This is a genomic window from Vibrio sp. GJ43-1 (genome assembly GCF_055808835.1).
Genome location: NZ_CM147885.1, coordinates 500,128 through 514,932 on the forward strand (window position 1 = coordinate 500,128; position 14,805 = coordinate 514,932).

At 45.8% G+C, this 14,805-nt stretch carries 9 protein-coding genes and 4 pseudogenes; 9 read left to right on the forward strand and 4 right to left on the reverse strand.

Features of this window, described 5'->3' with window-relative positions:
• Positions 1–8: 8 nt before the first annotated feature.
• Positions 9–3,136, reverse strand: a pseudogene (putA, locus tag AC0L66_RS19510) (bifunctional proline dehydrogenase/L-glutamate gamma-semialdehyde dehydrogenase PutA).
• A gap of 469 nt (positions 3,137–3,605) precedes the next feature.
• On the opposite strand from putA, the gene AC0L66_RS19515 reads away from it, so the two are divergent.
• The 7 genes and pseudogenes from AC0L66_RS19515 (at position 3,606) to AC0L66_RS19545 (ending at position 9,638) form a co-directional block, all read left to right on the forward strand.
• Entirely contained in the window at positions 3,606–4,019 is a 414-nt protein-coding gene (locus tag AC0L66_RS19515) for a hypothetical protein (protein WP_473570476.1), read from the forward strand.
• Between the two features lie 176 nt (positions 4,020–4,195).
• Entirely contained in the window at positions 4,196–4,660 is a 465-nt protein-coding gene (locus AC0L66_RS19520) for a hypothetical protein (RefSeq protein ID WP_473570478.1), read from the forward strand.
• Positions 4,650–5,984 carry a protein translocase subunit SecD gene (gene secD, locus AC0L66_RS19525; protein ID WP_473570922.1) on the forward strand — a complete coding sequence of 445 codons (1,335 nt, stop codon included), beginning with the start codon at positions 4,650–4,652 and terminating at the stop codon, positions 5,982–5,984. Before AC0L66_RS19520 ends, secD begins: the two co-directional genes overlap by 11 nt.
• Before the next feature lie 2 nt (positions 5,985–5,986).
• Positions 5,987–6,889, forward strand: coding sequence for a protein translocase subunit SecF (gene secF / locus AC0L66_RS19530; protein ID WP_473570480.1), 903 nt, complete (start codon positions 5,987–5,989; stop codon positions 6,887–6,889).
• A pseudogene (locus AC0L66_RS19535) lies at positions 6,886–7,979 on the forward strand (calcium:cation antiporter). The gene secF and the pseudogene AC0L66_RS19535 overlap by 4 nt, the downstream one beginning before the upstream one ends.
• 62 nt (positions 7,980–8,041) lie before the next feature.
• Positions 8,042–8,695 carry a DedA family protein gene (locus AC0L66_RS19540; protein WP_473570482.1) on the forward strand — a complete coding sequence of 218 codons (654 nt, stop codon included), beginning with the start codon at positions 8,042–8,044 and terminating at the stop codon, positions 8,693–8,695.
• A 265-nt stretch (positions 8,696–8,960) separates the two neighbouring features.
• Entirely contained in the window at positions 8,961–9,638 is a 678-nt protein-coding gene (locus AC0L66_RS19545) for a hypothetical protein (protein ID WP_473570483.1), read from the forward strand.
• A gap of 89 nt (positions 9,639–9,727) precedes the next feature.
• Here AC0L66_RS19545 and AC0L66_RS19550 read toward each other — a convergent pair whose 3' ends face one another.
• From AC0L66_RS19550 to pdxH, 3 genes and pseudogenes are all read right to left on the reverse strand, one after another.
• Positions 9,728–10,393: an HAD family hydrolase gene (locus AC0L66_RS19550; protein ID WP_473570484.1), complete on the reverse strand. Its 666-nt coding sequence runs from the start codon at positions 10,391–10,393 to the stop codon at positions 9,728–9,730.
• A 212-nt stretch (positions 10,394–10,605) separates the two neighbouring features.
• Positions 10,606–11,407 (reverse strand): annotated as a pseudogene (locus AC0L66_RS19555) (AraC family transcriptional regulator).
• 286 nt (positions 11,408–11,693) lie between these two features.
• The gene (gene pdxH / locus AC0L66_RS19560; RefSeq protein ID WP_473570486.1) at positions 11,694–12,332 is read right to left on the reverse strand and encodes a pyridoxamine 5'-phosphate oxidase; all 639 of its coding nucleotides are present in this window, start codon (positions 12,330–12,332) and stop codon (positions 11,694–11,696) included.
• A gap of 357 nt (positions 12,333–12,689) precedes the next feature.
• Between pdxH and AC0L66_RS19565 the strand changes: the two are divergent.
• Together AC0L66_RS19565 and AC0L66_RS19570 are read left to right on the forward strand one after the other, a co-directional pair.
• Positions 12,690–14,080 (forward strand): annotated as a pseudogene (locus tag AC0L66_RS19565) (HlyD family type I secretion periplasmic adaptor subunit).
• A 47-nt stretch (positions 14,081–14,127) separates the two neighbouring features.
• Complete coding sequence (locus AC0L66_RS19570) at positions 14,128–14,799, forward strand: transglutaminase-like cysteine peptidase (RefSeq protein WP_265677270.1); 672 nt, start codon at positions 14,128–14,130, stop codon at positions 14,797–14,799.
• Positions 14,800–14,805 lie beyond the last annotated feature (6 nt).

The window sequence follows — 14,805 nt, forward strand, 5'->3', positions numbered from 1 at the left end:
TTTTCTCCTTATTTCGATACTTGAATAGCATCAGTAAAACGGTACAAATAGTGTGGTCCACCCGCTTTAGGCCCGGTTCCAGATAAACCTTGACCACCAAATGGTTGCACGCCCACCACCGCACCTACTTGGTCACGGTTGATGTAACTGTTTCCGACACGAGTATGTTTTTCTATCCAACGGTAAGTGGATTCGTTTCGACTGTGGATACCCAAGGTGAGTCCAAAGCCAGTCGCATTAATGCGCTCAACAACACTGGGTAACTCGGCGGCTTTAAAGCGAACAATATGCAGAATTGGACCAAATTGCTCTTCTTTCAAAATAGAAATATCATCAATTTCAAAAGCACTTGGTGCCACAAAGTCCCCTTCCGCACACTCACTGTCTAACGACAATTGCGCCACTTTTTTGCCATGGATTTGCATCGATTCAATATGACTAAGAAGCTTTTCCTTCGCTTTTGTATCGATGACAGGTCCCACATCGGTTGCATGTAAGTAAGGCAGTCCGACCTTTAGCTCCGCCATCGCACCTTGAATCAGGTTAACAACACGGTCGGCAATATCGTCTTGCACGAACAGCACACGTAGGGCTGAACAACGTTGCCCCGCAGAGGCAAACGCGCTGCGTACCACATCACGTACCACTTGTTCCGGTAGCGCGGTAGAATCAACAATCATGGCATTTTGGCCACCGGTTTCCGCAATAAAAGGAACCGGGGCAACTTGACGAGCAGCGAGCGTACTGTTGATACGTTGCGCCGTCGGTGTTGAGCCCGTAAATGCCACACCCGCAATCGCATCGTGAGAGGTCAATGCATGACCAACATCTGCGCCATAGCTCGGTAATAAGCTGAATCGTATTCGCGGGGAAGCCCGCTTCAAGCATCAACTCAACAGCTTTAACTGCAATCAAAGACGTCTGCTCAGCAGGTTTCGCGACCACCGTATTACCGCACGACTAATGCCGCTGAAATCTGACCTAAGAAAATCGCCAATGGGAAGTTCCAAGGGCTAATACAAACGAAAACACCACGTCCCTGACGAGTAAAGGTTTTCGATTCACCGTCAAAGCCAAGTAATGATTGAGGCTCAAAGACCTGCGGCTGTTTCGCGTAATAGCGACAAAAATCGACCGCTTCACGCACTTCATCAATAGAGTCGTGAATGGTCTTACCCGCTTCTTGGTGACAAAGTGCAACCAACTCATGCAGGTTATCTTCCAGTGCATCCGCAAGCTTCAACAAACACGCGCTGCGTTCTTGATAACTCACCTTAGACCATGAGGCATAACCTTGATCAGCGATCCGGATCGCTTCGGAAACATGATCATGGTTTGCCATCGCCACCTGACCCACGACAATACGACGATCATAAGGCGCCGTGATCGTATCCAGTGTCGCGCCTTCCTTGATCATGCTTTCGTATAATGAGACGCCATTGATGATCGGCGCCCCTTTCCAGTGCTTACTCAAGAAGGCTTCAACTTTGTGTTCGTACTCTTTCGCTTCCGATTCGATATCGACATTGACGCCTAGGGAGTTCTTGCGATCGGCAAAAATACGCGGCGGCAACTCAATCTGATCATTATGTAGGGTAGTATTGGCATTCAACGCATCGACAGGATGAACCGTTAACGTTTCTACTGGGCAGCGGGCATCCACTAAACGATGAACAAAGCTGCTGTTCGCGCCATTTTCCAACAAACGACGAACTAGATAAGGGAGAAGATCTTTATGGCTGCCAACCGGGGCGTAAATACGAACCGACTGTTTATGCGTTTCCATGACGTGATCATAAAGGGAGTCCCCCATGCCATGCAGACGCTGGAACTCATAGTCGGTGTGCGGTGCCATCGTGGCAATCGCTGTCACCGTATGCGCATTGTGGCTAGCAAATTGCGGGAAGATATTGCCGCGGACATTGTCGCTTAAAAGAAACCTTGCACAGGCAAGATACGCCACATCTGTCGCTTCTTTACGAGTGAACACCGGGTAAGCATCGTAGCCCGCTTGTTGAGACCACTTCACTTCGCTGTCCCAGTACGCGCCTTTAACTAGACGTAAGGGAACAAGGTCTCCTTGCTGCTTCGCCAATGCGTTAATCCACACCAGTACTGGCAAAGCACGCTTTGAGTAGGCCTGAATCACTACGCCAAATTTTCCCCAACCTTTCGCGACATCACTGCGATAAACTTTTTCAAACAGTTTTAACGACAATTCCAGACGATCGGCTTCTTCTGCGTCGATGGTAATCGCCACATCAAGCTCACGTGCTCGTGTTAGCAATTGCGTGAGCGTGTCACACAACTCGGTCAATACTCGTGCTTCATTCGCCACTTCATAACGCGGATGTAGCGCCGATAACTTAATAGAGACTGACGGCGCTGGGCTAGTATCAAGTCCATACTTATCGCCGCCTACGGCCTCAATCGCCATGAGGTAGTCTTTAAAATACTTGTCTGCATCGGCTTTGGTTAGCGCCGCTTCACCCAACATGTCATAAGAATAGGTAAAACCGCGATCACGCATCTTCTTACCGTTCTTTTGCGCTTCACTAATACTGCGCCCAAGCACAAACTGATGACCCATGATCTTCATCGCTTGGTACATCGCCTTACGAATCACTGGCTCAGAGAATTTATTCACCAGTTTATTCATTGCTTTAGCAGGGCTTTGTGACTCCTGATCACCCAGTCCTACCACTTTACCTGTGAGCATTAAGCCCCACGTCGAGGCGTTCACAAACACGGAGTCTGAACTTTTCAGGTGTGACTTCCAATCTGCCACACTAAGTTTGTCACGAATCAGCGCATCGGCAGTGGCTGAGTCTGGAATACGCATGAGCGCTTCCGCCAAACACATCAACAAGATCCCTTCTTGGGTATCTAGGCTGTATTCCAATAACAACGCATCAATCATTTGAATAGCATTTTTGTCGGCGCGAATCGCCTTGATCAATTGCGTGGTTTTCAACGGTATTTGTGCGGCTTCGTCACCGGAGGGTGTCGCCAAAGGTAAAAGCTGTTGTAACCATTGTGATTCATCCACCATGTATAGTGGAGAGATCAGTGACCAAAGTTGCTCGAGCGGTTGCTCGGCAAACTCTTTTTTAAGCACATCAGTTGCTGTAAACATGCGTCATCCTCAATCTCGCTCCAACCGCAATAGGCGGTAGGCGTACTACAATGGCAGGGAGTGTATTGTGAGTGCACGACGATTACTTGTCAAAAACTCCGAGCTTTTTGCTGTTTTCTACGCTTATTAACAAAACTAATACAATGTCACATCTCAAAAAACAATATGAGGCGTTATTTTCTGCAATCAAATTAACATATTGTTTCGTTACGAATCTGAGTGTTTACTTTAAGGTTGTCGTTGCTCACAAAAAATAACGAATGAAAAATAGTGCTTTTAAGACAACGCTATAGCCTCTGCGGTAATATCTATTAACACTTAATACCGCAACATTTGCCCATTTTGAGACCTCCATCCGGTATACTGCCAGCGAATAAATCGATGCCAAAAACAAGAGTACCGACTGACTTTGCTTAAACGTTGCTATCACCTCTTTATCGCGATAATAATTACAGTGTGCACTTACACTGTGAGCGCGACAGAGTACGCATCATTTGAGACGTCCCCTCACTCTACTGCCAGTGCATCCCTTGCCCTAGATTCGATTCAACTAAATTCGACTCAACTCGCCAACGATACATTAGATTCACTGGATACTGATGACGATGGTTCGGCATTGAATGACAACATTAGTCCTTATTTTATTTCGGTCTCTCGCCGAGCGCTCAGTGACACCAATTGCGCTAAACACGGCACCGCACCAGATTACTTATTACTCATCGCTTTTTTACCACCACCTCTTTTAGAGATGGCAACCAAACCCACCACAATCCTTTCAACTCAAATGCACTGGACAAGCCGCGTAAGCGCCTCACCTTCGCGTTTGTCGGGCTGGAAAGACGCCAACACACTTTATTCTCACCAACACGCTAGATTTAGCTAATTCTCTCATGCTCAGCATCACCTGAGCCGTACTACCTGCACCCAAGACCCATCGACACCGTTCTCTTTATATCGTGTTGTTAATTCTTTTTAAGACGACACGTTAGAGATTGCCCTACGTGGCAGCTTTGCTTGGTCTTGTGTGTTCATATCAAAAATGAATGAGAGAATTTTCTTTTGAAAAAACACACCCAACGTTCCATTAATCGCTTGGCGAAATGGAAGTACCTCGTGCTCGTCATGACGTTATTAGTAATGTTACTGAGCGCATTGCCATCCGTGTTTGGTGAAAACACAGCCTTGCATATTAGTCATCGTGGTCACGCAACGGATGCCACGTTACTATCGCACACGCTAAAGCAAGCCAACATTACCCCGATGAGTATCGAGCAAAACGGCGATACCACCGTCATGATTTTTAATGACGCAACCCAACAAGCTCAAGCTCAGGTTTTACTAAAAGAGCACCTACCAGAATCGACGACCGTCGCATTAGCCATGGAGCCAGCGGCGCCAAAGTGGCTGCTTAATGCCGGATTTTCACCCATAGCACTCGGTTTAGACTTACGCGGTGGCGTGCAGTTTTTACTGGAAGTCGACATGGAGCTTGGTGTATCAAGCTCATCGCCAAATGGTGATTGATGAATTTTCTCGTGAGATACGAGCGAGCCGTGGGCGAGACGTTAACGAGTCGGTTCAAATAAGCCTCTATAACGAGCATGATGTCACCTCGGCACGGGCTTTACTTCGTAGTCAATTTGCGAACTGGGACAGCCGTGTCAGTGGCAGCACTATCACGCTCTCTTTGTCCGATGATGAGAAAGTGTCGCTGCGAAATCTCACCGTCCAACAGAACTTGCAAATCATGCGAGGTCGCATCGCCGAGTTAGGCATTACAGAAGCCTCAGTGCAACGCCAAGGTGAAAACCGCATACGCATTGAACTGCCTGGCGTTCAAGACCCCGCTGCCGCCAAAGACGTGATCGGTGCTACTGCCTCTTTGGCCTTTCACTCGATGCCCACAACACAAACCAGACAAACCCTATCACTTCTCGACCGTGACGGTCATCCGGTCAATGTCCATCGACGCGCCATTTTAGCGGGTGAGCATATTATCGATGCCAGAGCGGGCATTAGCGACATGGGAACCGCAGAAGTCAATATTTCGCTCGACTCTGCTGGCGGCCGAAAAATGTCGCAATTTTCGCGGGCCAACATTGGTCAGCCTATGGCGACGCTCTACAACGAGTACAGTCGTGATGCCAAAGGCGAAAGCCAACAGGTAAGTGAAGTGATTAGTGTTGCCACTATTCAATCTCAACTCGGCAGCCGATTCAGAATCACAGGGGTTGGGAGCATGCAAGATGCTCAAGAGCTCGCGCTACTGCTAAGGGCAGGATCGCTGACCGCCCCTGTCACCATTATTGAAGAAAGAACCATCGGTCCGTCACTGGGGGCTGAAAATGTCCAAAATGGCTTTGCTGCACTTGCTCTTGGGTTGGCGCTCACACTGAGCTTTATTGCTTTGTGGTATCGCCGGATGGGCTGGGTTGCTAACTTCGCTTTGCTGGCCAATATGGTGTGCTTATTTGGACTCATTGCGCTTGTTCCAGGTGCTGTCCTCACGCTGCCTGGCATCGCAGGTATGGTATTAACCGTTGGAATGGCCGTTGATACAAACGTGTTAATTTTTGAACGTATCAAGGACAAGATGCGAGAAGGGAGAACCTTTGCACAAAGCATCGATAAAGGCTTCCACAGTGCCTTTAGCTCAATTTTCGACGCAAACTTAACCACCATGATTGTTGCCATCGCGCTTTACACCATCGGTAACGGGCCAATTCAAGGATTTGCCATCACGCTAGGTCTTGGGCTACTGACTAGTCTTTTCACTGGGGTATTTTTGTCCCGTGCCATCATCAATCTCATTTGGGGGCGTGATCAGCGCCGTGACGTAAGGGTTTAGTCATGAATGTATCTCAATATTCACTCACTCATGTTCGCTACAGTATGTCGGCCGTTTCAGCGCTGCTTTTTGTTGTCGCAACGCTGTTTATTACCACTCAAGGCTTTAACTGGGGTTTGGATTTTACTGGCGGTATTGTCGCCGAAGTTCGCCTTGACGAAGCATTACATTTAACCGAAATAAAATCCCATCTAGAACAAGCGTTAATGCAAGACGTTCAAGTCGTGAGCTCTACAGAGCCTGGACGATGGATTCTTCGCTATAACCAACTTGGCGATCAAGCACTCGCCTTATCGCCCATACTGGAGTCAGTCAGCCACAATGTGGAAGTGCTCAATAGCAGTATTGTTGGCCCGCAAGTCGGACAAGATATGGTCGAACAGGGCGGCGTTGCGATCTTAGCGTGCTTTGTCTTGACCATGTTATACCTGAGCTATCGCTTTGAATGGCGACTTGCGCTAGGTGCGTTGGTGGCATTGGTGTATGACGTCGTTCTTGTTTTAGGGCTTTTCTCCGTGACTCAAATGGAGTTCAACCTGACCATCCTCGCCGCGGTTTTAGCGGTATTAGGGTACTCTTTGAATGACTCCATCATCATTGCAGACCGAGCGCGTGAACTCTTTAAATCCAAACCCGCGGAGTCAGCCAATACCCTCATTAATCAGGCCGTAAAAGCCACTTTTTCAAGAACACTCATCACGTCAGGCACCACGCTTGTCACCGTATCCAGCCTATGGTTACTGGGTGGAGCGGCTCTTGAAGGTTTTGCAATTGCCTTGTGCTTGGGCATCGCCAGCGGGACATGGTCGTCAATATCGATAGGCGTTACTTTGCCTCAGCTCATCGGTATTAGCCCATTACACTATCGCGTCGAAAAGCCCACACCTGAGGAGGTTCTGCCATGACTCGATTTATCAAGCAGGAGTTGGTTTTCATACTGGGTCTCCTCACTGTCGTGCTGTTCCAGTTTGGCGGAGAGGGCATACTTCAAACACAAATGCGATCGACAATGGGCTTGGTGCTCACAGCGGGTCTGTTTATAGTCGTCATGGCGGCGATATTTGCAGTCGTGCGTCATTCGGATGCACTAGCGATTAAGCTTGGTGACCCTTATGGGACGCTCATCCTAACCATCTCTGTTATTTTGCTCGAAGTCGTGATGATTTCATCGGTCATGCTCACAGGAGACGCCAACCCAGTATTGGCACGTGACACCATGTTTGCGGTGATCATGACAGTATTAAATGGACTGGTCGGGATTACGTTGTTAATAGGAGGACTCAAATATCACACGCAAAAGTATAACTTGGATGGCCTAAAGTCGTACTTAGTCGCTATCGTGCCGTTAGCGTTGTTGTGTCTTGTACTACCCAACTTCACCAGCGTGGATGAGCTTGGTTCGATGTCGAGTACGCTCACCGTAACGTTAGTACTGGTCTCCATCGTTTTATACGCAGTATTTTTATTCATACAAACCAGCAGCCATACTCACTTTTTTATGGATGAAGATCATCAGGATGAGCATGAGTTCCACGGTCCGCTAGGCAGCAATCTTTATCACTCCCTCATGCTCGTTGGTTACCTGCTGGTGGTGATCTTGCTTGCGAAGAGCTTAGCCATTCCTATTGATGGTACTGTCGGTTTACTCGGCGCTCCTCCAGCCTTAGGCGGTTTAATTGTCGCCATTTTGATATTAGCTCCGGAAGCTGTCGGCGCGGCAAAAGCAGCGCTCAATAATCAACTACAACGTGCCATGAATCTGTTTTTTGGTTCAGTACTTGCGACCATTGCGTTAACGGTGCCAGCGGTTTTGCTTATTTCCAGCCTCATCCAACAGCCAATTCAACTGGGGCTCGCGCCTAAGCAGAAATGGTATTACTTGCCACAACACTCGTGATGACAAGTGTCAGTTTTAGCAGCGGACGAACCAATTCCCTTAATGGTGTTGCTCACCTCGTCTTGTTTATTGCCTACATCATCTTGATGTTTGAGTAGTTCCACCCAACACTCTTGTGCTGCCTCAGCACAAGAGTGTTCATATTACGGAGGGGATCCCAATGTTGGATATTTTTATCGCCATATGGCACCACGATTTCGAAACCTTGCAGCAAGTCAGTTCGTTAAACGGTTTTTTACTTCTGCTCGCTTTGATCTTGCTACTCGAATCAAGCTTTGTCTTCTTACCCCTGCCCGGCGATAGTCTAGTGCTATTCGTCGGTGGATTAGTCGGCCTTGGCATCGTTGATTTTTACCCGGCTGCCAGCGCACTGTGTTTGGCGGCTTCAATCGGTAGTGTTAACGCCTATTTACAAGGCAGAGTTCTCCACAAAACACGACTTGTTCCCTTTTTGGATCGCGTCTTACCCCATGATGCCTTGCCCAGAGCAAGGGAGTTGCTGCATCACTATGGATTCTTATCACTGTTCATCTCACGTTTCATTCCCTTTGTCAGAGTTCTGACCCCAATGTTAATGGGCTTATCTAAATTAAGTATTTTCCGAACAGTGATCATAAGTATTACCAGCTCAGTCATTTGGTGTTTGGTATTAATGCTATCAGGGAAGTGGTTAATGATTCATCCAAAGCTCAGTAACTATCAAGAATTCATATCTAAAGGGCTACTCGTCATGAGCTTCATGTTAGTTTTGGCGGCTATCTTTGGGCTGTTATATCGTTATATAACGTCAAAAAGCGAACGCGTTAATCTCTAGACATCGCTTTATCTCAGATCCAATTAAATAAGATGGCAGTGGCAATTCTTATCTTTCAGCCCTAATAACGCTAGGGCTGTAGCGTGCCCATTCACGTTCATCCAAACTCTCTTTGTCAGGTTTCAAAAGCCAAAAGTGCATTTCTCTAATTCATCGTCAAGGCCACCCACTCACTTTAAAGTAGCCTTATTCGAAACTACACACATACGACGGATTGCTAAGCACTTCATGGATGAAAGAAAGACTTAACATTCAGAGAAGAACAATGAACAAAGCATTCACAATCACCGCAATTCTAACCACTCTTTTTTCCACGACGGTATTAGCGAACAAACATATCGACTTATCCAACCCGCACGGTCTATACAACAAGTTTTCTGTTGGCTATGGCAGTCATGATTTTGATGTCAATGCTCAATTTTCTAGCCAGGTTAACGACGATTGGAGTTTATTGGGGACTTATCATAGCGACGACAATTTTGCTAACCATGACCTAAGGCTAAATGTCATTAATAAGTCAGGCGTCGGCTACTTCGTTGGCTATGATTATGACGCAAATTACGACAACAGAAATATCAGGGCCAACACTGTAGAAGCAGGGTTACACGTTAATGTCCCACTCAACAAAAATGTTCGCTTAGTACCAGGGATGTCATTGGGTTCATTCGAACATCAGAACATGACGAATAAAGCCTACTATACCCAATTGTCCTTTGGCATGATTTATAACACAGCAAGCAACCTATGGTTTAGTTTCACACCAGAGTATACCTTCAACCTAAACGATATTAAGGAAGACAACGGTCGTCGTGACAATTTGCGAGCATGGGACGTCACCGCGGATGTAGGATACAACATTAACCGTAATCAAGCCGCAGTGTATACCTATCAATACGACGCAGGAGATCACCTTTCACGCTTTACCTATAAAGTGGGTTTCTAAACACCGTAACGAAAACCGTTCCCCTAACGCAGGTAAACGGTACTCATCCTGTCCGTCAGTTATCACTGTCATCTGGGCACTTACCCGTTTTAGGATCGACTCCAATCCAGTACTTTCCAGTGCTCTTTATGGCTCAAGCGCTGTAATTGACGACAAGGGTTAACCAAATACACAAAGTCAGCATACTGACATAAAGGCAGATCGTTAATCGAATCGGTAAAAAAATGAATAGCCTTATAGGTCCGGTTTTGCTCAACAAGCCATTGCTTTAAACGAATGACCTTGCCGTCACGATAGGTTGGAACACCCTCTATCTCTGACGTATAAGTGTTCTTTTCTTTAACCAAATCAATCCCCATCGCCACATCAATACCAATGCGTTGAGCGATGGCGTTAACTAAAAAGCTCACCGATGCAGAAATCATAACGGTATCAACCTCATCGCGCTTAAGGCTAGCAAGCAAAGCTTTAGCCTGAGGATAAAAACGCGGCATAATTTTTTCATCGATACACTGCTCGACCCATAATCCAACCTCTCGATCAGAAATGCCTTTTAATGGTGCTATCGAGAAGCTCAGGTAGTCCTTCATATCTAACTCGCCTTGAGCATAGAGGGCCATTAAGCGAGCATCTTCTTCACGAAAATTAGCGGTTGTCGTGATTTCTTTCTCAACCAAAAACTCATGCCATAGTACCGCACAGTCGACATCAAAAAGCGTTTCGTCCATATCAAAAACATACAAGTCTTGAAGCATTATTCGTTCCATTATCTTCCCGCGAGTGTGACGACATTAGCAACATTGGCGCTAACGAATATTGAACGTAATGCTAATCAATCATTATGACAGCTTGATGTTACCTAGATTTACGTGACTGGAGTGAGGAACATTGAAAAGGGCGAAGGGATAAGTGTTAAGTGTTAAGTGTTAAAGAGAGCAATGTCGAAAAGATGAACGCTATCGTCGACTTAAAGAAATCGCTTCTTAAACTGAGAAGGGGAGATCCCCTGTAAACGCGAAAAAGCATGAGTAAAAGTGCTTTGACCAGAAAACCCCGTTAACTCGGCCACTTGACCTAAGTTCAAATGCCCTTGCTCAATCAGGCGCTTGGCGGCATCAACCCTTTTATTTAACACATATTGGTGCGGTGTAATGCCAATCTGCTCTTTGAATAACATATGAAATTGGCTTTCCCCCAAGAATACACTTCCCGCTAACTGCGATACCGATATTTTGTGGGAAAGATGCTGATCGATATAGCGATCAATCTGTTCAAGATCAAAACGAGAATCTCGTAGCGCAGTTTTAAACGCGGAAATATGACGTTGTAGCAAGGCAACAACCGTATCATTGCAAGCGCGGCTCAATAACAGATCATCGGGACTATTCTTCATTTCGGCGACCAGCAGCTGTATCAGCTTTTGGATCTGTGTATCGAGTTGGAAATACGTTTTATTCTTAGATAACTCATTGATACGATGTAGTAATTCAGGGTCGTCGTCATTAGGTATAGGTAAATTCAGCACCAAAATATCGGGTTGATCAACCACGCCACCGAAAGCATGATCAAGGCCTGATGTGACAACGCACCCCTGACCCGGCCCAACTAAGTTACCCACGCCACCCACTTCAAATTCAGCCTGACCTTTTAAACCAATCACTACCTGCGAATAATGGTGATCATGAGAGTCCATATGAGAAGGTAAACGGACTATTTCTGCTTGGCTTTGGGGAAGCATGATCAAGAGGTAAGTTTGATTTATTAGGCATGGTTCAAGGCGCCAGTCATCGCGAGGAAGAAAACGAGAGTATAGCGATTTCACTCGATTTTTGAAAAGGTATTCATAGTCGAATGCCAAAATTGACCACCACAAGTGCTAAATTCAAGCAGTTATGGAACACAACAAAGGATCCTTACTTGATCAAGCTTCCGGAACCATGATCATGAAGCCATAAGTTACGGTGGTTGTAATTTGAACTATTTCACGATTTTGATATAAAAAAGCCGCAATAATTGCGGCTAGATATAAAAACAGTTAATGCTCAGCGGAAATAATTAAGGCGCTAAACGCTCGATGTCCCACTGACCCACACCATCTTCTGTAAACAAAAAGCGATCGTGTAAGCGATTTTCTCCGCCTTGCCAGAACTCTATGGACTCGGGTCGAATACGATAGCCGCCCCAAAATGATGGCACTGGAATTTCACCTTTTTCAAACTTCTTCTTTAACTCAAGGTACTTTCCTTCAAGGACACCACGAGCTGAAATTCGGCTACTTTGCTTACTGGCAATGGCGGCAAGTTGGCTCTCTTTAGGGCGCGAAGAAAAATACTTCATATTCTCTAACGTGCTGAGTTTTTCCGCCACTCCAGTAATATGCACCTGTCGCTCCAAAGGATGCCACGGAAAATGTAAACTGACTTTGCTATTGACGGCAATATGCTGTGCTTTGCGGCTACCCAAATTGGTATAAAAAACAAAGCCGTTTTTATCGACATTTTTAAGCAACACAATACGCTGAAATGGTTGGCCTGTTTCATCAACCGTTGCCACTGTCATCGCAGTCGGATCCGTTAACTTAGCTTCAACAGCCTGCTCTAACCATGCGTTAAATTGATCGATAGGATCTGCGAGTAAATCCTGACGACGTAACCCACCCTTTGAATATTCACGGCGGATATCTTCGAGTTCCATAACCATTCCTCAACGTTTTTTAGAATTTTGCGCTTATCGCCAGCAGAAAACAACCCTGTATGCGACAACTCATCATCGATTTTTGCTGGTTATCTTCTAGTTTGTCTATATCCGTCATTATAACGGGACAAAACAGACAATATTTCGATATATCATTACTTTGCATTCACAAAAGTAGTACTAAACTCTAGTATGTAGGCTAGTTTAATAAGAAGACTAATTAAATGACACTCAATAACGCTCATCGTTATTGCAAAGTAGATCGAGTCTTCAGTGTACGCCAGTTACAATTTGACAACAGTAGTAATAGTATTAAACGATCGGATAACGTCATCTGATATCAATCGCGGATAGGACATGAATAAAAACGAATACAATAAAGTTTCTAACGCCGAAATCGACTATATAGACGATAAAACCGCCGCGCTGCTACTCAATACACCCACCAGCGCACGGATCATGCTGTGGGTCGTAGTGCTCTTTTTCATTTGCGCTGGTGTTTGGGCATCTTGGGCTGAAATAGATAAAGTGACGGTTGGTCAAGGCAAAGTGATCCCCTCCTCTCAAATCCAAGTCATCCAAAATTTGGAAGGTGGCTTAGTTAAGCAAATTTTAGTCAAGGAAGGGGATACGGTTAAAGAAGGTCAGCAACTGTTGCTGATTGATGATACTCGTTTTCGCTCTGACTTTAGAGAAAGAGAACAGCAAGTCCTTAACCTGACGGCGAATGTACTGCAACTATCCGCATCACTGACCAGTGTAGTCATTAACGAGGACGTGGATAATAAAAACTGGCAGCAGTCGGTCACTTTACAAACCGATAAACTCGCCTTCCCCCTACGTTTGAATCTGACTACCCAAAGCTTGTTAGCCGTCAACGAGCGGAATATAGACAAGATTTAAATGAGCTGCGTAACCAACTTTCCGTTCTTGACTACCAAGTACGCCAAAAACAGCAAGATCTTATCGAAATACAAGCCCGTGTTCGCAACCTAAGACAAGGCTACAACCTAGCAAAAGATGAACTTAACATTACTAAGCCTTTAGCCGATGAGGGGGTCGTCCCTAAAATTGAGCTGCTTAAACTTCAGCGTCAAGTGAACGATACCCGACGCGAGTTAACGTCAACAGAACTCAAGGTTCCGGCGCTAAAATCGGCGATTCAAGAATCCATGCTCAGCCGAATCGATATCGCGCAAAAATTTCGCTCCGAGCAGCAGGAAAAACTCAATCAGGCGCAAGATAAACTCTCTTCAATGACCGAGTCAGCGGTTGGTTTAGAAGACCGAGTAAACCGAACGACGGTAGTTTCACCCGTTAACGGCACTGTAAAAACGCTCAACGTCAACACCGTTGGTGGCGTCATTCAGCCCGGTATGGATTTAGTTGAAATCGTCCCGACCGAAGACACTCTATTAGTGGAAGCAAAAATCGCCCCACAAGATATTGCATTTTTGCGTCCCGATTTGCATGCCATTGTTAAGTTCAGCGCTTATGACTTTACTAAGTATGGCGGTCTCGATGGCGTACTTGAACACATAAGTGCTGACACCACACAAGATGAAGAAGGGAATAGTTTCTATATTGTTAGAGTAAGAACCGAAATCACAAATTTTGGTCAAGGTGAATCGCTACCCATCATTCCGGGGATGACGGCATCTGTTGACATCATTACAGGAAAACGAACGGTTCTCGATTATCTATTAAAGCCGTTAATCAGCGCCCAGAACAACGCATTGAAAGAGTAAAGCGGACTGTGTTAACGGATAAGCGGACAGGAAGTCTGCCAATCAAAATTAAGCACTACCTACTCAGTATCGCAGTGGCGGCGGGGCTATTGCTTGCGGGTCATTCCGGCGCCTATACCAAACAAGAACAAACTTGGATCAACACGGTCTCAAACGTATATGGTGAACGAGCAGGTAAACGCGTCGAAACATGGCGAGCGATCATTGCGGAGTTACAAGGCCAGTCAGAGCAAAAGCAGTTAGCGGGAATTAATCAGTTTTTCAATCAGCTGAATTTTGTGGATGATATCGACTTATGGGGAAAAAAAGACTATTGGGCTACACCTTTGGAGTTTTTAGGTAGTAATGCAGGTGATTGTGAAGACTTTACCATTGCAAAGTATTTTTCATTATTGGAGCTCGGTATTTCAGACAAAAAGCTCCGACTGGTTTACGTTAAAGCCATTGAGCTTAATCAGTTCCATATGGTACTTGCCTACTACGAAACACCTCGCGCTCAACCATTAATTTTGGACAACTTAATTGGTGAGATTAAGCCCGCCTCGAAACGAAATGATCTACTCCCGATATACAGCTTTAACGGTCGAAACCTTTGGGTGATGAAAACCACACAAGGAAAATTGGCTGGCAAGTCGTCGAGACTGAAATTATGGAATGATTTGCGCTCTAGAGAGCGCTCATTGAAGTTAAGGAAACCCAAGGTAAATTACGACGAGTAAACAATT

Excerpts from the sequence above, each read along its gene's own strand:
- AC0L66_RS19545 (WP_473570483.1), top strand. The coding sequence starts at position 8,961 with ATGAACAAAGCATTCACAATCACCGCAATTCTAACCACTCTTTTTTCC.
- AC0L66_RS19550 (WP_473570484.1), bottom strand. The coding sequence starts at position 10,393 with ATGCTTCAAGACTTGTATGTTTTTGATATGGACGAAACGCTTTTTGAT.
- secD (WP_473570922.1), top strand. The coding sequence starts at position 4,650 with ATGGTGATTGATGAATTTTCTCGTGAGATACGAGCGAGCCGTGGGCGA.
- pdxH (WP_473570486.1), bottom strand. The coding sequence starts at position 12,332 with ATGGAACTCGAAGATATCCGCCGTGAATATTCAAAGGGTGGGTTACGT.
- secF (WP_473570480.1), top strand. The coding sequence starts at position 5,987 with ATGAATGTATCTCAATATTCACTCACTCATGTTCGCTACAGTATGTCG.
- AC0L66_RS19540 (WP_473570482.1), top strand. The coding sequence starts at position 8,042 with ATGTTGGATATTTTTATCGCCATATGGCACCACGATTTCGAAACCTTG.